The 17846-nt window shown below is 64.7% G+C and carries 19 protein-coding genes; 9 read left to right on the forward strand and 10 right to left on the reverse strand.

The annotated features are described in order from the left end of the window. Positions 1-114: 114 nt before the first annotated feature. The 4 genes from SKP52_RS03155 to SKP52_RS03170 are packed head-to-tail and all read right to left on the reverse strand — an operon-like array spanning position 115 to position 3965. Positions 115-1155 carry a phosphotransferase gene (locus tag SKP52_RS03155; protein ID WP_039571663.1) on the reverse strand — a complete coding sequence of 347 codons (1041 nt, stop codon included), beginning with the start codon at positions 1153-1155 and terminating at the stop codon, positions 115-117. Then, entirely contained in the window at positions 1152-2243 is a 1092-nt protein-coding gene (locus SKP52_RS03160; RefSeq protein WP_039571665.1) for a hypothetical protein, read from the reverse strand. The genes SKP52_RS03155 and SKP52_RS03160 overlap by 4 nt, the downstream gene beginning before the upstream one ends. A 46-nt stretch (positions 2244-2289) precedes the next feature. After that, positions 2290-3138 (reverse strand): metallophosphoesterase family protein, encoded by an 849-nt coding sequence (locus SKP52_RS03165; protein WP_039571667.1) that lies wholly within the window; start codon positions 3136-3138, stop codon positions 2290-2292. Beyond that, positions 3135-3965 carry a diacylglycerol/lipid kinase family protein gene (locus SKP52_RS03170; RefSeq protein ID WP_039571670.1) on the reverse strand — a complete coding sequence of 277 codons (831 nt, stop codon included), beginning with the start codon at positions 3963-3965 and terminating at the stop codon, positions 3135-3137. The genes SKP52_RS03165 and SKP52_RS03170 overlap by 4 nt, the downstream gene beginning before the upstream one ends. A gap of 122 nt (positions 3966-4087) precedes the next feature. On the opposite strand from SKP52_RS03170, the gene SKP52_RS03175 reads away from it, so the two are divergent. Genes SKP52_RS03175 through SKP52_RS03185 form a run of 3 tightly spaced genes read left to right on the forward strand, consistent with a single transcriptional unit; the run spans position 4088 to position 6563 of the window. Then, positions 4088-5011 carry an alpha/beta hydrolase gene (locus SKP52_RS03175; protein ID WP_039571673.1) on the forward strand — a complete coding sequence of 308 codons (924 nt, stop codon included), beginning with the start codon at positions 4088-4090 and terminating at the stop codon, positions 5009-5011. Then, entirely contained in the window at positions 5008-5802 is a 795-nt protein-coding gene (locus tag SKP52_RS03180) for a nucleotidyltransferase family protein (RefSeq protein WP_039571677.1), read from the forward strand. Before SKP52_RS03175 ends, SKP52_RS03180 begins: the two co-directional genes overlap by 4 nt. After that, positions 5799-6563: a phosphocholine cytidylyltransferase family protein gene (locus SKP52_RS03185; RefSeq protein WP_039571680.1), complete on the forward strand. Its 765-nt coding sequence runs from the start codon at positions 5799-5801 to the stop codon at positions 6561-6563. The genes SKP52_RS03180 and SKP52_RS03185 overlap by 4 nt, the downstream gene beginning before the upstream one ends. On the opposite strand, the gene SKP52_RS03190 is transcribed toward SKP52_RS03185, so the two are convergent. The 5 genes from SKP52_RS03190 to SKP52_RS03210 are packed head-to-tail and all read right to left on the reverse strand — an operon-like array spanning position 6551 to position 11397. Beyond that, entirely contained in the window at positions 6551-6979 is a 429-nt protein-coding gene (locus SKP52_RS03190) for an HIT family protein (protein WP_039571683.1), read from the reverse strand. The genes SKP52_RS03185 and SKP52_RS03190 overlap by 13 nt on opposite strands. Continuing rightward, a complete protein-coding gene (locus SKP52_RS03195) occupies positions 6976-8034 on the reverse strand; it encodes a CDP-alcohol phosphatidyltransferase family protein (protein WP_039571685.1) in 1059 nt (352 codons plus the stop codon). The genes SKP52_RS03190 and SKP52_RS03195 overlap by 4 nt, the downstream gene beginning before the upstream one ends. Next, positions 8031-9107, reverse strand: a complete 1077-nt coding sequence (locus SKP52_RS03200; RefSeq protein WP_039571688.1) for a glycosyl transferase — start codon at positions 9105-9107, stop codon at positions 8031-8033. The genes SKP52_RS03195 and SKP52_RS03200 overlap by 4 nt, the downstream gene beginning before the upstream one ends. Before the next feature lie 44 nt (positions 9108-9151). Further along, complete coding sequence (locus tag SKP52_RS03205; protein WP_039571690.1) at positions 9152-9856, reverse strand: HAD-IB family phosphatase; 705 nt, start codon at positions 9854-9856, stop codon at positions 9152-9154. After that, a complete protein-coding gene (locus SKP52_RS03210) occupies positions 9853-11397 on the reverse strand; it encodes a lipopolysaccharide biosynthesis protein (protein WP_039571692.1) in 1545 nt (514 codons plus the stop codon). The genes SKP52_RS03205 and SKP52_RS03210 overlap by 4 nt, the downstream gene beginning before the upstream one ends. 127 nt (positions 11398-11524) lie before the next feature. Between SKP52_RS03210 and SKP52_RS03215 the strand changes: the two genes are divergently transcribed. The 3 genes from SKP52_RS03215 to zapE are packed head-to-tail and all read left to right on the forward strand — an operon-like array spanning position 11525 to position 13913. After that, entirely contained in the window at positions 11525-12307 is a 783-nt protein-coding gene (locus tag SKP52_RS03215) for a succinate dehydrogenase iron-sulfur subunit (protein WP_039571695.1), read from the forward strand. Beyond that, positions 12304-12795 carry a PaaI family thioesterase gene (locus tag SKP52_RS03220; RefSeq protein WP_167702727.1) on the forward strand — a complete coding sequence of 164 codons (492 nt, stop codon included), beginning with the start codon at positions 12304-12306 and terminating at the stop codon, positions 12793-12795. The genes SKP52_RS03215 and SKP52_RS03220 overlap by 4 nt, the downstream gene beginning before the upstream one ends. Then, complete coding sequence (gene zapE, locus SKP52_RS03225; RefSeq protein ID WP_039571698.1) at positions 12792-13913, forward strand: cell division protein ZapE; 1122 nt, start codon at positions 12792-12794, stop codon at positions 13911-13913. Before SKP52_RS03220 ends, zapE begins: the two co-directional genes overlap by 4 nt. On the opposite strand, the gene SKP52_RS03230 is transcribed toward zapE, so the two are convergent. Continuing rightward, positions 13884-14927 (reverse strand): polysaccharide deacetylase family protein, encoded by a 1044-nt coding sequence (locus SKP52_RS03230; RefSeq protein ID WP_039571701.1) that lies wholly within the window; start codon positions 14925-14927, stop codon positions 13884-13886. The two genes, zapE and SKP52_RS03230, sit on opposite strands and share 30 nt — an antisense overlap. A gap of 408 nt (positions 14928-15335) precedes the next feature. On the opposite strand from SKP52_RS03230, the gene mdh reads away from it, so the two are divergent. From mdh to sucD, 3 genes are read left to right on the forward strand one after another with little or no spacing between them, the layout of a single operon-like run. Then, complete coding sequence (gene mdh / locus SKP52_RS03235; protein ID WP_039571703.1) at positions 15336-16298, forward strand: malate dehydrogenase; 963 nt, start codon at positions 15336-15338, stop codon at positions 16296-16298. Beyond that, positions 16298-16942 carry a hypothetical protein gene (locus tag SKP52_RS03240; protein WP_039571706.1) on the forward strand — a complete coding sequence of 215 codons (645 nt, stop codon included), beginning with the start codon at positions 16298-16300 and terminating at the stop codon, positions 16940-16942. The genes mdh and SKP52_RS03240 overlap by 1 nt, the downstream gene beginning before the upstream one ends. Then, complete coding sequence (gene sucD / locus SKP52_RS03245; protein ID WP_039571707.1) at positions 16939-17829, forward strand: succinate--CoA ligase subunit alpha; 891 nt, start codon at positions 16939-16941, stop codon at positions 17827-17829. The genes SKP52_RS03240 and sucD overlap by 4 nt, the downstream gene beginning before the upstream one ends. Positions 17830-17846 lie beyond the last annotated feature (17 nt).

The following is a 17846-nucleotide window of genomic DNA, read 5'->3' on the forward strand; positions in this document are numbered from 1 at the left end:
AAGGCGGGAACCCAGGGAGGGGTCAGCCGACGCACGCTCTGGGTTCCCGCCTTCGCGGGAATGACGAAGTTTTAATGACGCGGAATGGCAGCTATTGATCGTTAGCGGTCGTTGCTAAAGCAACTCCAGGCTGCCCAGCGCGAGCGCTTGTTGCGCCGGGCGTTCGGCCATCACCGCGAACATCTCGTCGCCGCGCGCGGTGCGTTCGACGCTCATCGACGCGAAGACGGCCATGAAATAGCCGCTGAGTGCGCCGACGCGATAGTCGGTCCATAGCGACTCGGCGTCGGCCGCGATGCCCGCCGCGCTCAATGCCTCGATCCAGTGATCGAACGCCGGCCGGTCGGCGGCGGCGCGTTCGAATGGGTCGGCGATGCTGGTGCCGACCAGATAGGCGAGGTCGGCGGCGCCACTGCCGCGCCCCAGCGTCTGCCAGTCGACGAGCCAGCAGGCCTCGCCGTCGGGGGCAAAGAGGATGTTGTCGATGCGCAGGTCGCCATGAACGATCGTGCGTGCCGCGGGCTCGCGCGCCAGATAGGCATCGAGCCGGTCCACGAGCCCGGCGCCCAGGTCGAGCACATCGGGCGCCAGCCGCGCTGCATAGCGTTCGCGAAAGCCGGCATAGAGCTGCGGGAACAGCGCGCGGACCAGATCGCCATTGTCGCGCGACAGCCAGGCCAGGTCGGTAAGTCGCGCGTCGTTCCACAGATGCGCGTGGAGCTGCGCCGCTGCCTTGATGCACGGAACAAGCGCCGCGAGGCTCAGCCCGGCGAGTTGGTCGCCCTGTCGCGCGGGCGCGAGGTCGGACAGGATCAGGATGAAATCGACGTCGTCCGCCGCAATGTCGGCGAAGTGGCACACCGGGGCCGCAACGCCGCTGTCCGCCGCCAGTTCGCGATACCAGCTGACTTCCTTGACATAGGTGCCGGTCAGCTTGGCGATGTTACGGCTGGCCTCGTCGTGGCTCGGGCATTTGGCGATCACGCTCGGCGGTGCGTCGGCGCCGTCCGCCCAGTCGAGCGTGAGCCGATAACTGTCGCACATCTGGCCGGTGCCAACCTTCGCCGATGCGAAACCCTTGAGCTGTCCGGGCCGTCCCAGCACGGCGCCTAGCCATTCGGGCGCCATCGACCCGGGGGAGGTCGGAAAGGTCATGCCGCGGGGTCCATCAGTCCCAAAAGTCCCGTGGGCCCGTGCGGCCCGACGAACAATTGTTCGAGGACGCCGACACCAATGTCGTGACGGTCGCCGTCGACGAGTTCGGCACGGACGACCGCCTGGACGTGCATCGCGAGCGGGTTGCCCCATTGCCGATCGGCTTCGGACAGGCGGTCGTGCGCAACTTCGAGTTCGCCATGGTCGAATCCGTGGCCCCAGACGGGGTGGGTATAGCCCAGCCCGCTCATCGCAAACACCGGCCCGCTGGGTGTCAGCGCCAGGCGCGTGCTCTGGTCGAAGTCCGCAGCCAGTTTCGACAGGCGGCGTGTTCCCGGCTGCCATGCAGCGACGAAAGCGGGGTCGGCGAAATGCCGTTCGCTCCCATCCCCGCCGACCAGCACGGCGCGGCGATTCCACGCATGGCCTTCGCCATCGTCATTGCTGTGAAAGAAAAGCGAGCGATCCTCGAAATTGCATGGCGTCCACAGCCAGAAGAATTGGTGGAAATTGCCCTGCGGCGGCGGTTGCGGCTCGGCAGCGCCGACGGGGCGAATGCCCCAGCTGCGGTCGCGCGTGCCCGCCCAACCGGCGCCGACATCGATGCGCTGCCCATCGACCGAAAGCCAGCCCGACCAATGGCCGTTCTGGGTCATGCGCGTATAGTCCATAAACAGGCGGGTGCCGTTGCGGCGCGTGAAGCGCGGCTCCTCGATGGGAAAATGGCGCGCGGTGAAATGAAGCTCGCCGGCGAGCGGGCCGTCGTTAGCGGCGATGCGCAGCGTCAACCGTTCGAGAGGTACGTCGACGGTGATCGCGATCGGGCCCACCGACAGGTCGAGCCGTTCGCCCGCCGAGCGGCGGCTCGCGCGAAGGTTATGCTGCACGCCATCGAAGAGCACGCAAAAGGCCGCATCGACAATACCGAGCTGCGGATAGAAACCCATCGCCGCGGCAAAAAAGACCGATCCATCGGGCGAATAGCCGTTGAAGAAATAGCGGTCATAAAAATTGCGGTCGGTGCCCGCGAACGCAATCGGCTCGGCGCTCTGGTGCAGCGGGAAATCGTCGCCCTTTGTCAGCATCATTTCTCATCCCGTTTTTTCTTGCAACGTAACGGGATGCGGCGCGGCGTCAATGCACTGGCGGGTCGACCGGCGGCACGGCGTCGATTGGCGCAACGGGTTCGCCGGGCTTGCGCGGCGGCAGCGCGTCGGGCGGCACGTCGGCAATCTGCATGTCGGGGGTCGGGACCGCCTCGACGTTGCGAACGCGCACCGCGATGTCGCCATCCTTGATCCATAGTTCATTGAAACTCGGCGGAGTCGAGCGGATACGCTGCGACAGCGTTCCCGCGCCGATCATGCGGATCGAACCGGCTGGGGTTTTCTTGACCAGATCGAAGGCGTCGTGGACATGGCCGGTCAGCACCGCCGCGACGCTGCGCGCTGCGAGTTCGCCGAGCGCACGTTCACCGCCGCGGGTCAGCGCGCGACCGCGCGTTCCGGCCTCGACCAGCGGATGATGCGCGGTTACGAGCGTGACGGTTCCAGCCGGAAGCGCGTCGATCGCGGCGAGCGTCTTTGCGAGCGCCTTTTCGGTGACCCAGCCTTTCGACCAGTCGAGCCGCCATTGGGCGCGCGTGGTGGTCTTGAGCGGGACGACCGCGACCCCTGCAATTTCGAGTTCGCGCTCGACAAGCCGTTCGATCCCACGGATCCGGCGATAGGGATAGAAGAAGCGCTCGAGTGGGTTGAAATAGGGCAGGTCGTGGTTGCCGACTTCGACCGTCACCGGCACGTCGAGCGCGCGGATCCAGTCGCACGCCGCGGCAAACTCGCGTCTTCGCGCACGCATGGTCAGGTCGCCGGTCACCAGCACGGCGTCGGGCTGCTCGCGTCGCACGCAGCCCTCGAGCCAGCAAAGCGCGGCGCGGTCCTCAAGCCCGAAGTGCAAATCGCTGATATGGAAAAGGTGGGTCATGCGGTGGCGAGGAATGCGAGCGGGCTGCGTTCGAGGCGGTAGGTAGCGCCCGACGGCAATTCGGCGGGTTCGCCGTCGAGGAGCAGGCCTATCGACGCTTTGCTTTCGATGACGACCGCCCGGCGTTCGGACAGGTCGACGCTCGGCCCTTCGCGAAAATCGCCGCCGAGCCACGCAATCCCATGGCTCAGGATCGACCCCGCGCTGTCGGTGATCAATCCCTCGGCAAGGATACGATCGGGCTTCGGCGTCAGGTTGATTGCCTGGAACGACTGGTCCGAACCACGAATGCGCACGCCGTCGCCATACAGCGTCGCGTCGATCGCGCCGGGGATCGTTTCGGCAAGGCCGCTGAGGCTGAGCGAGCGAAATTGCTCCCGAACCTCGGCCCATGCCGTCGTCGGCCCGGCGATGACGCCGATATACGCACGTCCTGCGTCGGAGAGGATCGTTGGCGGATTGACTGCGCGAGCCCTGCCTGCGAGCGCGTCGTGCAAAATATCCTCCGGGTTGGCATCGCCGTGCAGTGTCTTGTGAAACAGGTTGAGCGTCCCGCCCGGAAGCGGGAGCATCGCACCGTTCCATGTTTCAAGCTTGGCCGCCGCGGCGTTGAGTGTGCCGTCGCCGCTGAGGACCAGCAGCAAGTCGACGCCTTCGCCCGCCAGTATATCCGCCGACGGCAGCTCGCCGTCGGGAAGGAGGATCGTGCGGACGAGCGGCGCGCCTGCCGCATCGCATATTTCGCTCAGACGGCCGACGAGCGCCTCGTCGGAACTGCCGCTGCGCAGGTTGCAGATGAGGGCGGGGCGGGAGAAGCTGCTGGCCATTGCCCTATCCTACGCGCGAACGGGGAAAAGGTGGCGGCCAATATCGCGCCGCCGTCTTGTTCGTCGCACCGCCGCCCTGTAGGGCGCGAAACATGGCGGGGCCGGTTTCCAGAGGACGACGGTTGATCAAATTGCTTTTCGTGGTGCTGCTGCTCGTGCTGCTGTTCGGTGGCGGCGCCAAGATGATCGTCGCGGGCGGCGCGAAATCGCTGAACATGGCCGATAAACTGCTCGGGCAGGGCGACGGCGCGCGATTGCTGCTGGCCGATCAGCCCTATGGCAACGGTCCGCGCCAGTCGCTCGATATATGGGTGCCAAGCAATGCCAAGGACGGCGACCAGCTGCCCGTGATCGTGTTTTTCTATGGCGGCGGCTGGGACAGCGGCGAGCGGGGCAGCTACGGCTTTGCGGGACGCGCACTGGCGCGGCAAGGCTTCGCCGTCGTAATTCCCGACTATCGGCTGGTTCCCAAGGCGCATTGGCCCGACTTTATCGAGGATAGCGCGGCGGCCGTCGCGTGGACGCACGAGCATATCGCCAAGCTGGGCGGCGATCCTGACCGGATCGCGCTGATGGGCCATTCGGCGGGCGCCTATAATGCCGCGATGCTCGCGCTCAACCCGCAATGGCTGCGCGCGGCAAAGAGCGATCCGGCCATCATCCGCGGCGTCGCGGGGCTCGCCGGCCCCTATGACTTCCTCCCGCTCGAAAAGGGTGGGCGCGGGGACAAGGCGATGGGCAAGGTGCGGCCGATCGAGAAGACGCAGCCGATCCACTTCGCGCGCGGCGATGCGGCGCCGCTGTGGCTTGCGACCGGCGACGGGGATGATACGGTGCGCCCGCGCAACAGCCAGAACCTCGCCGCGGCGATCGAGAAGGCCGGCGGGACCGCGACGCTCCGCATCTACCCCGGCATGGGGCATACGGGCATTGTGATGGCGCTCGCCGCGCCGTTTCGCAGCCGAGGGCCGGTGCTCGACGAAGCGACCGATTTCCTGCGCGGCGTCACCGCGCGCCGCGTCGCGCCCGTCGAGGCGGCGCAGTGAGTAGCTCCATTCCCGCTATCGTCCTTGCGGGCAGCCGGCCCGGCCCCGATCCGCTGCTGACTGGGACCAGTGTTTCAACTAAGGCGTTGCTGCCGATCGGCGGGCACGCGATGCTCGTCCATGTGGTGCGTGCCCTTCGCGGTTCACCGCTGATTGGTCCGATCACGATCCTCGCGCAGAACAGCGCCGAGTTGGCGGCCGAGCCGGGGCTTGCGGGCCTGGCCGGTCTGCATTTCGTGGATTCGGGGCAGGGAATCAGCAGCTCGCTCGCCGCGGCGTTGCCGCCGGGCGACGACCCGCTGCTCGTCACCACCGCGGACAATGTGCTGCTCATGCCGACGATGGTCGCGGAATTTCTGGCCGGTGCCGAGGATAGCGATGTCGCGGTCGCGATGGTCGAGCGCGACGTGCTGCTTGCGCGCTATCCCGAGTCCAAACGCACGTGGCTGAAATTCCGTGGCGGCTGGTGGTCGGGAGCGAACATGTTCCGGCTCCGCGGGCGCCGCGTGCTGCCGTTGCTAGATTTCTGGGGGCGCATCGAACGCGACCGCAAAAAGGGGCTCAAGATCGTCGCGGCTTTCGGCCCGTGGCTGCTGATCGGCGCGTTGCTCCGCCTCTTCACGATCCGGCAGGGCGTCGCGCGCGCCGGCCTGCGGTTTGGCCTGAAGGCGAAGGTCGTTCCGATGTCCGAACCCGAGGCGTGCATCGATGCCGACAAACCTGCCGATATCGAGCTGATCGAAGCGATATTTGCCGCGCGGCGTGAAGCGGCTATAGGGCAGCCGCTATGACCATCGACAAAGCCATCATCCTGTCGGCCGGGCAGGGCTCGCGCCTGCTGCCGCTGACCCGCGACATTCCCAAATGCCTGATCGAATTCAATGGCCGCAGCCTCATCAGCTGGCAGGTTGCGGCGCTGGTCGCGAACGGGATCAAGGACATCGTCGTCGTCACCGGATTTCGCACCGAACGTGTCGAGGATCATGCGCTGCAACTTTATCGCGACACCGGCGCGCGAATCCGCACGCTGTTCAATCCCTTCTTCCAGGTCGCCGACAATCTCGGCACCTGCTGGATCGCGCGCGAAGAGATGGACCGCGACTTTATCATTCTCAATGGCGACACGATCATCTCGGATGAAATCGTTGCGAAGCTGATCGCCGGCGCGAACGAGCCGATCAACGTGACCGTCGACGTCAAGCCCGACTATGACGATGACGATATGAAAGTGAACCGCGACGCCGAGGGCCGCCTGCATCACATTGGCAAGCGGCTGCTGCCCCCCGACACCAATGCCGAATCGATCGGCATGCTCGCCTTCGTCGGCGATGGCCCGTCGATCTTTCGCAACCAGGTCGACCAGATGATGCGCACCCCCGACGGGGTCGAACGCTGGTATCTGCGCGCAATCGACATCATCGCCAAGGGTAACCGGGTCGGCACCGTGTCGATCGAGGGGCTCGAATGGCAGGAAGTCGACTTCCCGCAGGATGTCGAAGCCGCCGACGCGCTCACCGCGAAATGGGCCGAAGAAGGCCGCTACGCGAAATAGGGTTTGAGCCAGCCGGTGAGCGCGGCGATCTGTGCGTCGTCCGGCTTGATGGCTTGCGCGAGATCGGGCTGGCCCGGCCAGCCTGCATCGGGAATTGCAATACCCGCGCCCGACCGTTCGCCGTCATAACGCGGCAGGACGTGGAAATGGACGTGCGGGTCGACCATCATCAGCATCAGATAGTTGATCTTGGCATAGCCGACGGCCTGCGTCAGCGCGGCCTCGGCCGCAGCGGTCGCGACCTTGAGTTCGGCATGCGCTTCGGCGGGCAGGTCGCCGAATGCCGTCGCTTGGGATTTCGCCGCCAGCACCAGCGCGCCAAGCGTCGGCTGCGCGGGGCGGAGCAGCACGACCCAATGTTCATATTCGGCGATCAATGTCGCCGGATAGCCGAATTTTACGATCGTCTCGTTCATGCTTCTTCCATCCAACTGACTATTGGGCGGCCCGACCTCTTCACCGCATAGGCCTGCACCAGCCGCACCGCGTGGACGACGAGCGAGATGACCGTCCACCAAGCGAGCGCGATCAACCCGATGTCGGGGCGCCCAGCGAGCGTAGCAAAAAAGAGGATCGCGATGTTCGGATTGCGGCGTGCCGTAACGAGGCGGAAATCGCTGTCGAACTTTTGCCACACATGGATGTCCATGCCGAAGTCCTTGATGAACAATCCTTCGATCACGCGCTGGACCACATAGCCCGCGACGACCGCGATCATTACCAGCAGGAAGGTCTGGTTCGACAGCGCGAGACCCCAGCTGCCGAGCCCGACACCCCAGAAATACCACCAGAAGGGCGGGTGGACCAGATCGACGCCATGGTCGGCGACATTACCCCATTTCGACGAGGTGATCGTGCAGCGCGCAAGCTTTCCATCGACGGTGTCGAGCACCATGAAGATGAAGCCCGCGAGCATGCCTTCCCAATAATGCCCATAGGCGAATAGATAAGTGGCATAGATGCACAGCGCCGCGCCGATCGCCGTCACCATATTGGGCGTCATGCCGATACTCGCCGCGCCGCGTGTCAGCCACAGCGCCAGTTCGGGCCACAGATATTTGGTCAGCGCATCGGTGACGCCCTTATAGGCGCCGAAATAGCTCTTCCGCTCGATCTCGCGCCGTGTCTCGGGCGTCAGTTCCCTGACGAAGGGCTGTTCGAGTTTGCGAAGCTGGCGGTTGTAGAGCTTGCGCCCGTCCGAAAGGTCGATGACCGTCGCCGCCATCGGGTCGCTGCCGGCCGGTACCTGTCCGATCACCGGCGCGCGGCCCCAGGCGAAAACCGTGCCCGGCTGCTCGATCACCCAGCGCAGCAACATCGGGTCGAAGACATAGGCGAGGTTGAAGACCAGCTCGTGTCCCGGCGCGAGCGGCTTGCCGTCCTTTTCCGCCATCCGGCGGCAACGCTCGGCGTTGGTCATGCCCCAAATCGGGGTGGCGTTGTCGCCGAGAAGGCGGATGGGCGCGCTCATCGCGCTGCCCGCGCGAAATCGAGGATGATGTCGGCCTGCCGCGTCGAGGCCGGGATCGGGAACTGGTCGATGGAATCGGTCATGGCGGCTTCCTGAGCATCAACAAAGCCCGGTTGCAAGTCCGCAGCCCGTGCCAGCGCGGCGGGAAGGTCGGCGATGTCTTCGATCACCTGGCCCAGGTGCCAATGCGCAAACGCCGGATCGTCGCGCCATGCGCACCGGTTGAGATTGAGGAAGATGCACGGACGCGGACGCAGCAGGAATTCGTAAACCTGGCTCGACACGTCGCCCAGATAGATATCGGAACTCATCGTATAGCTCATGTCGATCGAATGATGGCTTCCCATGTCGACGCGAATATGTGGCGCGGTGGTCGTGATCGGGGGCGTGCGCTGCGCCAGTTTCGTGTGCGGTGCGATGATGACGTTCCATCCCTCCAGCGCCTCGAGCGCGGCCAGAACATTGGGCCCATGCGCCGGCCATGACGATAGTTTCGTGTCGAAATGCGGATTGTAGAACAGCGTCGGCCATTCATTGTCGAAATAACGTTGCCGCTCGGCGCATATCTCGAACTTGGCATAGCCGCCCACGACGACATTGCCCGGCTCGGACAGCTTTTGCTCGATCATGCGCCGCCGGTCCTTTTCGCCCGCGACGAGGGTCAGGTCGATCAGCGCGTGGCGCCGGCGGTAACCGCCCTCGCGGTCGCCCGCGCCATGTTTGATCACAACAATGCGCGACGAGAAGCCAGGGATGTGTTTGAGCCACGCGCTGGAAATCTCGGTCGTAACCAGCACGGGAAATCGACGGATCGCCGGATAGTTGAGCAGCAAGGTCGCGAGCCGCGAGGGTTGGCGGAACAAGGAGTCGGGGCCGCAGGGCGGGCGGCGCAATAGTATAGGTTCGAACCGTTCCTGGGGATCATAACTGAGCGCCAGATCGAGAATCTGGCGCGACGGCGACAAGATCGAAACCCGGACATCGTCGCGACCCGCCAGCTCAAGCGCCGTCGGAAGCCAGTGATAGAGCTGCTGCGCTTCGGCTATGGCAAGGAAGGCGATGGGGGTCGGCAAGGGGGACTCCAGTGGCGGGGGACTGGGAAAAGGATCGAGCGCATTCAGCTCGGCCCTGTAACGATCTCGAAGTCGAGCGTTTGCCAGCCGTGGTGTGCGGCCAGGCGGGCCAGATGGCGGCTGCGCCCGATCAGCCAGGATTCATTCGCCAGCGCAAAGGTAGGCGCGTCGCTCGGGTGATCCGAATAGGCGCGGATATGCGCCGCGCCGCCGGCCGCGTTCTCATCGAGCCACTTGGTTACGCGCCGCGCCTTTTCCGTCCCGTAGCAATTCTCTCCGTCAAGCAGGGGCAGCCAGTTTCCGTCCGCGTCGCGCCGGTGGCGCGTCGCGACAATGGCGTCGAACTCCAGTGCTTCGGCAATCGCACCGGCATAAAATTCAGGCGCCGCTGTGGCCATCAGCAGGCGATATCCCTCGGCGCGGTCGCGCGCGATGCACGCGGCGGCGCCCGGCGGCACGTCGCGCGGCACACGCCACGCGGCGAAGTCGGAAGCAAGTGCTGTGGCACGCGCCGGGGAAATGCTGTCACCGAGCATCAAGCGGATTGCCGCGGGCTTGAACCGGGCGCGTCCGTAAAGGCGCAGCGCATAACCGAACATCAACGCCGCGAGCGCGGGGAGTAGCAGCAGGCGCCAGGGCGCCGCGCGCCATGCCGCCCACAGCAGGAATAAAGTGAAGGTCGGCGTGCGCAGCACGGTACGATCGAGATCGTAAATCGCAACGCGAACGGGGGGCGGCGTATCGGTCATGTGTTTTCGTGCTCGAACAGCCGCAGCTTGCGGCCGGTCTTGCCCAGCGACATGCGATCAGCGAGCGGCAGCGCAAAGCGTAGCGCAAGCCAGATCGCGGCAACCGCGATCAAGCCGAGCAGGGGCAGCGATACGGCGTCGGGCAGCAGGTCCGCGAACACGGCTGCGGTGCCGGCCACCAGAGTGATCGCTATCCCGCGCAAGGCCACCGCCGGAAATTGCGCATCGAAGGGATGCAGCTTCTCGATCATCGCGAGCTGAAGTGTCGGGATCGCGGCCATCACGACGAGCCCGATCGCTGTCGCGAGCGTCACGCCGGTCAGCGGATCGAGGTGCCCCACGACCAGCCACCCCGCACCCACCGCGACGGCAACGCCGAAGATGCTCGCGGTGAGCTGTTGGCGGAAGGCGGCGACAACCTGCAGCACCGGCGCCGAAATACCTAGCACCGCTTCAGCGGCGCGCGCGAACAGCAGGATGACGAGCGCGGCCTGCGCCGCCTGCGCCTGATGCCCGAACAGGCCGAGCAGCGACGCGCTGCCTGCGGCCAGCACGGCGGCAAGCGGCAGCGCGATCGCCGAGATCAGCCGCGTCGCATAGGCATAAATGTCGGCGACCTGCCGCCGGTCCTCGCGTTCGGCGCTCGCGGCCAGCGGCGCCATCACGTAGGTGAACGCAATTCGCACGAGCTGGACGACGCTCGACAGCTTGCGCGCGATCGTGAACAGGCCGGCAGCCGCTGCGCCAGCCGCGCCGGGAAGCAGCATATTGAGGATGAGCGCGGGCGCGTCGCCGAACAGCCGCGTGATGATGTTCGACGGCAGGATCGAAAGTCCCGCCCAGAAGGTGTTGCGCGTCGTCTCGGTGACCCAAGGCCCGGCCCACAAATCGGCAAAACTATAGTGGCGCGCGAGCAGACGCACGCTGAGCGCCGCGGTGATTGCAAGCGAGCAGAGATGCGCGATGAACAGGCCCTTGAGGCCAAGTCCGCCGGCGAAAAACAGCCCCGCGAACACCAGTCGCAGCATCTGTTCCCACACGATCCGCAGCCGGATTTCGGCACCAAACACCATCCGCGCGCGCAAGGCCGACGTCGCGATCTCGACAAAGGCCCATAGCGGCAGCGCCCAGACGAAGATGCGTATCGCGGGGGTGACGAGCTCGCGGTCATGGTCTGCGACATTGAGCAGAGGCCCGAGGTCGGCGGCAAAAGCGGCTATGATCGCCGCGACGATGATGCATGGTCCGACGCCGAAAATCATCGCAGTACGCAGCGCCGCCGCAGCCTCGGCATTGCCCGCCGATTGCGGCACGGTGCGCTGCATCGCGCTCGTCATACCGAGGTCAAAGACATTTTCGAGCAGATTAACCGCGGCCCACAGCACAGCATAGAGGCCATAGCCCGCAAGGCCGAACATCAGCACATAGAGCGGCTGCGCGACAATCTCGACCACTGCGCCGAGACGCGCCAGCACGGTGGTGCCAAGCCCGCGCGCGACGCTGCGGCTGGTAACGGCGGGTTGGGCGACGTCTTCGCTCATCGTTGCCGCACCTAGCGACTCGTTCGCCGCGCCGCCAGCGGCTTTCGCGCTTTGACTTTCTTCACCCTCTTGTCGACTCTGCCATTCGGGTCTAGGCAGCCCGCAATTGTATAGGGAACCCCGCGATATGGCCCAATTCGTCCTGCCCAAGAACAGCCGCCCGCAAAAGACGGGCAAGGTCCACAAGGCCGAAGGCGCCGCGGCGGTAAAGAAATTCAAAGTCTATCGCTACGACCCCGACAGCGGCCAGAATCCGCGTTTCGATACGTTCGAGATCGACACCGAAAAATGTGGCCCGATGGTGCTCGACGCGCTCATCAAGATGAAGAGCGAGCAGGATTCGTCGCTGACCTTCCGCCGCTCGTGCCGCGAGGGCATTTGCGGCAGCTGTTCGATGAACATGAACGGCAAGAACGGCCTCGCCTGCACGACCGCGATCGAGGATCTGAAGGGCGACATCACGATCACCCCGCTGCCGTCGATGGACGTGATCAAGGACCTCGTCCCCGATTTCACCCATTTCTACGCGCAATATGCGTCGATCGAACCGTGGCTGAAGACCAAGACGACGACGCCGAGCGGCAAGGAACGGCTGCAATCGCCCGAGGAGCGCGAGAAGCTCGACGGCCTCTATGAGTGCATTCTCTGCGCTTGCTGCTCGACCAGCTGCCCGAGCTATTGGTGGAACAGCGACAAGTTCCTCGGCCCCGCGATCCTGCTTCAGGCCTATCGCTGGCTCGCCGACAGCCGCGACGAAATGACCGGCGAGCGGCTCGACGAGCTTGAGGATCCGTTCCGCCTCTATCGCTGCCACACGATCATGAACTGCGCCAACGCCTGCCCCAAGGGCCTCAGCCCGGCGCGCGCGATTGCCGAGATCAAGAAACTGGAAGCCGAGCGGCACGTGTGAACGACGGGATCGAGGAGCCGAAGCGCCGCGAATATTTCAGCGCCGAGGAACTGGACGGCGGCTGGATCAGCTGGGACCTCAAGGACGCGACGCGGTTCAACAGCTTCATCGAACCGCTGGCGGTGCGTGTCGAGGCGCCGACATCAGATGGTCGACCGCGCGCAAGGGTGCGGATGCTGCCCGAACGCAAGCACAGCAACCTCGGCGATAATGTCCATGGCGCGGTGACGCTGGCGCTCGTCGACATCGCGCTGTTTGCCGCGTCGCACCAGTTTGGCTCGCTCAACGCGGGGCATTCGGTCACGCTCGACCTGTCGACGCAATTTGTCGGCGCCGGCCGCGTCGGCGAGCCGCTTGACGCTATGGTCGAACTGGTGCGCGAGACGGGGCGGCTGATCTTCCTGCGCGGGCTGGTCGTGCAGGGGGAGGGCGACAGTCATATCGTGTTGAGCTTTGCCGGGACGATCCGGAAGGCGAGCCAAAAGTGACCAGTGTTCTTGCGGCCTATGACGCGCTCGTCGCGGCGGGCGAACTTCGCCCCGATCCCGAACAGCGTGCTGCGGCCGAGCGGCTGAACCGGTTGCAGGCCGAACTTGAAGCGGTGCCGAAGCGCGGCAGCCTGCTGTGGCGTCTCGCGGGGCGCAAGCCCGAGGCGCTGCGCGGCGTCTATCTGTGGGGTGCGGTCGGGCGCGGCAAGTCGATGCTGATGGACCTGTTCTACGATCAGTTGAATATCCAGCGGAAGCGGCGCGTCCATTTCCATGCCTTCATGCTCGACGTCCATGCCCGGATGCGCGAGGTGCGGAAGAGCGAAAGCGGCGATCCGATCCCGCTCGTCGCCGATGCGCTCGCCGAGAACACGCGCTGCCTTGCGTTCGACGAGATGGTCGTGAACAACAGCGCCGATGCGATGATCCTGTCGCGCCTGTTCACCGCGCTGATCGAGCGCGGGGTGACGATGGTCGCGACGTCGAATCGCCCGCCGAAGGATCTCTACAAGGACGGGCTCAACCGCGAGCATTTCCTGCCCTTCATCGCGCTGGTCGAGGAACGGCTCGACGTGATGGGGCTCAACGGTCCGACCGACTATCGTCGTGATAGGCTGGGCGACGGCGCGCGCTGGTTCGTGCCCGCCGACGATGCCGCGAGCGCCGCGCTGTCGGCCGCCTTCTTTCGCCTTACCGACTATCCGCCCGAGGATCGCGCGAACGTTCCGACGCTCGAACTCGACGTCGGAGGCGGGCGGACGCTGCACGTGCCAAAGGCGCTAAAGGGCGTCGCGGTTTTTTCGTTCAAGCGCTTGTGCGGCGAGGCGCGCGGTGCGGCCGATTATCTGGCCGTCGCGCGGTATTTTCACGCCGTCATCATCGTCGGTATCCCGCGCATGGGCCCCGAGAACCGCAACGAGGCTGCCCGCTTCGTCACGCTGATCGACGCGCTTTACGAATATAAGGTCAAGCTGCTCGCGAGCGCGGCCGCGATGCCCGACCAGCTTTACATCGCAGGCGACGGGGCGTTCGAATTCGAGCGCACGGCAAGCCGTCTCGCCGAAATGCAGTCGGACGATTATCTGGCGCTAGGCCACGGCCAGGAAGACGCCACCTAAAATCTTGCCCCAGCGCGACGAGTTGACCGTCACGGTAATCAGGTCACGGACATAGCGTACCTCATGCGCCAGATGGCCATAGGCCTGTTCGATCGTGCGGCGCAGCGTTCGCAAGGGTTTCGGCGCGGCAACGCCGATCCGTGCCGGGCGCTCGGGCGGCCCGGGCAGGGTGGCAAAGCCGCCGCTGGTTACCCGCGTGTCATCGGCGACGGCGCGGCACAAGGCTTCCATCCGCGAAATCGCCAGGCCATTCGGAACCTCGCGGTCGCGGCTCAGCAATTCGAAACTGTGGCTGAACGCCGAAAACTGGATCGCGCCGCTCGCCGCGCTGTGATCGAGCGCGTCGCGCATTTCCTCTTCGGACATCGCGCATAGCTGCGCGGGGCGAAAGCGGCTCGCGCGGTCCATCAGCCCGCTGACGGGTACCTCGACCACGCCATGGTGGGTGCGCATGCCGAGATTGCCGGCGTCGAGCGAGATGTCGCAGCCATGGCCCTGATACGCGCCGTTGAAGCTGCTGTCGAAGCGGAAGCCCAAGGCGGCCAGCGCGCGTAGCGTGTCGTCGTTGGCGCCGAAATTGCCGGCACGAAAGGCGGTCGGCTTCGGCGCGCCGGCACCGACAAGAATGTCGCGGGCAAGCGCGATCAGCTTCTTCTGCGCGCCAAGCGGGAAATCGCCGATATTGCGGCCGGTGAGCCGCCCGACGGGGTTGAAGCGCGCAAAGGCGAGCCATTCGGTGTGGATATGGACCTGTACCTCATGTCCGCGGGCGACGACCGGCCGGACGATCGCGTCGATCACTTCGGGGCCATAAACCAGCGCGGGCATCGGATCGACGAAGAAGGTCCCGGTCAGCCCGTGGCGCTCCAGCATATCCATCTGGAAAATAATGCCGAAATCGCCGTCGCGGCAGCGCCCGAGGATCGAGCTTTCGAAATTGGCGCGCGCGTTGGCGCCGCGCTGGTAGAGGCCGGCCGACAATTCGGTATCGAAACTGATAATTGCCCGGGTCACACCTCGCGCCTAACAATACTGCGATAAGGGAGAGTTAACCGGCCCCTCCGGGATATCCCGTCCGATGCGACATACCCTAATGTGCTGATATATAGCCACCAGGATAGGGCAACCCCGCCAAATATCCATCTATCCTGACGGACAATCCGGTGTCAGCGTTGCGGAAGCGTCATATCCTGTTTGCGCTTTGCAGTCGTCCATAGGACAGCAGGACGAGCGCTCGCACAGTTTATAGTTATTGCGAACTATTAGCAAAAAAAGCCTGTTTTTCGTCCTTTTGGCGGTTGTTTCCTTAAGGGAATCGGCGTAGGGGCGTCGCCAGTCTTGGGACCGGCAAGGGGCTTTAGCCCGTGCCTCCGCCGGTCTGTGAACCAATGCCGGGCTTGCCACGAAGGAGTGCCGCGCACCATGGGACGCAAGAAGATCGCTTTGATCGGAGCCGGAAATATCGGCGGAACGCTGGCGCTGCTCGCCGCGCAGAAGGAACTGGGCGACGTCGTCCTGTTCGACGTGGTCGAAGGCGTGCCGCAGGGCAAGGCGCTCGACCTGTCGCAGGTCGGCCCGATCGCGGGCTTCGATGCGAAGATCACCGGCTCGAACGACTATGCCGACATTGCCGGCGCTGATGTCATCATCGTCACCGCGGGTGTCGCCCGCAAGCCGGGCATGAGCCGCGACGATCTGCTCGGCATCAATTTGAAGGTGATGAAAGCCGTGGGTGAGGGCATCAAGGCCAATGCTCCGGACGCTTTCGTCATCTGCATCACCAATCCCCTCGATGCCATGGTCTGGGCGCTGCGCGAATTCTCGGGGCTGCCGCACAACAAGGTCGTCGGCATGGCCGGCGTGCTTGATTCGGCGCGCTTCAGCCACTTCATCGCTGACGAATTTGCCGTGTCGGTGAAGGATGTGAACACCTTCGTGCTCGGCGGCCATGGCGACACGATGGTCCCCGTTGTCCGCTACTCGACCGTCAACGGCATCCCCGTTCCCGACCTCGTGAAGATGGGCTTGTCGAGCCAGGACAAGATCGACGCGATCGTCAAGCGCACGCGCGGCGGCGGCGGCGAAATCGTCGCGCTGCTCGGCACCGGCTCGGCTTTCTACGCCCCCGCAGCCTCGGGCATCGCGATGGCCGAAGCCTATCTCGGCGACCAGAAGCGCATCCTGCCCTGCGCCGCTTTTGTCGACGGCCAGTATGGCGTCGACGGCCTGTATGTCGGCGTGCCGGTGATGATCGGTGCGGGCGGCGTTGAAAAGATCGTCGAGATCGAACTCGACGCCGAAGACAAGGCGGGCCTGCAGGTGTCGGTCGATGCGGTCAAGGAACTGCTCGACGCGTGCAAGGCGCTGGATTCCAGCCTCGCCTGATGCGCGGGTTCGTTTCGATCTTTTGTGCGGTCGGCTTCAGCATTGCTGGAGCCGACTCCGCACTTGCCCAGAACGGCGCGATGTGGGTCGATGACAAGGGGCGTACGACAATCCTCGGATATGGCGGTCCCGACACAGGATCGCCGATTTCGGCCAATACCCCGGTCGGAGACATGGTGGATTTATTCGATTCGGTCTGCTTGCCCAAGGCGGGGAAGCCTCATGACGCGGCGACCACGTTGGCGGCGGAAAATCGCCTCGAAGCCCGGCCGTTTATCATTGCCGGTACAAAGAAAGAGCCGCCAATAGAGCTTGCGATCTGGCATGCTCCGGGGGCAGTTCTCGCCGCCACAGATGGCTTTTTTGCAGCGCCTCAAGCGCAGTGCAATGCAGTCTTCTATGTGAATGCTTTGCCTGATCGAGCCGAGCTTGTCTCTGCCATGCAGAGCAAATACGGCGCCCCGGTCAACGCCGATGAGGCGACGGACAAGAACGGCAAGCCCCGAAAATATTACACACCCGAATGGTCGATCACGTCCAACGGCAACGCGCTCATGGTGAGCGCAACCCTGATGGCTGCGAGCAGATCTACGCCTGGCAACCGCGTCCACTTGGCCGCACGACTAAATGGAAACGTTAAATGAGCATCCTCATCGACAAGAATACCAAGGTCATCACGCAGGGGATGACCGGTGCCACCGGCACCTTCCACACCGAACAGGCGCTCGCCTATGGAACGCAGATGGTCGGCGGCGTGACGCCGGGCAAGGGCGGCACGACGCACATCGGCCTACCGATGTTCAACACCGTCGAGGAAGCAAAACATGCGACCGGCGCGACCGCGTCGGTCATCTATGTGCCGCCGCCGTTCGCCGCCGACTCGATCCTCGAAGCGATCGACGCCGAGGTCGAACTGATCGTCGCGATCACCGAAGGCATCCCGGTGCTCGATATGGTCAAGGTGAAGCGTGCTCTCAGCGGTTCGAAATCGCGCCTGATCGGCCCGAACTGCCCCGGCGTGCTGACCCCCGGTGAGTGCAAGATCGGCATCATGCCCGGCAGCATCTTTTCGAAGGGCAGCGTCGGCGTCGTCTCGCGCTCGGGCACGCTGACCTATGAGGCGGTGTTCCAGACCACGAACGTGGGCCTTGGCCAGACGACTGCGGTCGGCATCGGCGGCGACCCGGTCAACGGCACCAACTTCATCGACGTGCTCGAACTGTTCCTCGCCGACGAAGCGACCAAGTCGATCATCATGATCGGCGAAATCGGCGGCGACGCCGAGGAACAGGCAGCGCAGTTCCTGATCGACGAAGCCAAGCGCGGCCGCAAAAAACCGATGGCCGGCTTCATCGCGGGCCGCACCGCGCCTCCGGGCCGCCGGATGGGCCATGCCGGCGCGATCGTGTCGGGCGGCAAGGGCGATGCCGAAAGCAAGATCGCGGCGATGGAAGCCGCGGGCATCAAGGTGTCGGCGAGCCCGTCGGAACTCGGCTCGACCCTCGCCGAAGTGCTGAAGGAACGCGTCTGATCGGACGGCCCGCCGGC

The sequence above is a fragment of the Sphingopyxis fribergensis genome (assembly GCF_000803645.1).
GTDB classification, from domain to species: domain Bacteria; phylum Pseudomonadota; class Alphaproteobacteria; order Sphingomonadales; family Sphingomonadaceae; genus Sphingopyxis; species Sphingopyxis fribergensis.

What these genes read in the sequence shown, in the direction of transcription:
- SKP52_RS03160 (WP_039571665.1), bottom strand. Translation starts at nt 2,243, where the DNA reads ATGATGCTGACAAAGGGCGACGATTTCCCGCTGCACCAGAGCGCCGAG.
- sucD (WP_039571707.1), top strand. Translation starts at nt 16,939, where the DNA reads ATGAGCATCCTCATCGACAAGAATACCAAGGTCATCACGCAGGGGATG.
- mdh (WP_039571703.1), top strand. Translation starts at nt 15,336, where the DNA reads ATGGGACGCAAGAAGATCGCTTTGATCGGAGCCGGAAATATCGGCGGA.
- SKP52_RS03195 (WP_039571685.1), bottom strand. Translation starts at nt 8,034, where the DNA reads ATGAGCGCGCCCATCCGCCTTCTCGGCGACAACGCCACCCCGATTTGG.
- SKP52_RS03155 (WP_039571663.1), bottom strand. Translation starts at nt 1,155, where the DNA reads ATGACCTTTCCGACCTCCCCCGGGTCGATGGCGCCCGAATGGCTAGGC.
- SKP52_RS03170 (WP_039571670.1), bottom strand. Translation starts at nt 3,965, where the DNA reads ATGGCCAGCAGCTTCTCCCGCCCCGCCCTCATCTGCAACCTGCGCAGC.
- SKP52_RS03190 (WP_039571683.1), bottom strand. Translation starts at nt 6,979, where the DNA reads ATGAACGAGACGATCGTAAAATTCGGCTATCCGGCGACATTGATCGCC.
- SKP52_RS03205 (WP_039571690.1), bottom strand. Translation starts at nt 9,856, where the DNA reads ATGACCGATACGCCGCCCCCCGTTCGCGTTGCGATTTACGATCTCGAT.
- SKP52_RS03215 (WP_039571695.1), top strand. Translation starts at nt 11,525, where the DNA reads ATGGCCCAATTCGTCCTGCCCAAGAACAGCCGCCCGCAAAAGACGGGC.
- SKP52_RS03185 (WP_039571680.1), top strand. Translation starts at nt 5,799, where the DNA reads ATGACCATCGACAAAGCCATCATCCTGTCGGCCGGGCAGGGCTCGCGC.
- SKP52_RS03210 (WP_039571692.1), bottom strand. Translation starts at nt 11,397, where the DNA reads ATGAGCGAAGACGTCGCCCAACCCGCCGTTACCAGCCGCAGCGTCGCG.
- SKP52_RS03165 (WP_039571667.1), bottom strand. Translation starts at nt 3,138, where the DNA reads ATGACCCACCTTTTCCATATCAGCGATTTGCACTTCGGGCTTGAGGAC.
- SKP52_RS03240 (WP_039571706.1), top strand. Translation starts at nt 16,298, where the DNA reads ATGCGCGGGTTCGTTTCGATCTTTTGTGCGGTCGGCTTCAGCATTGCT.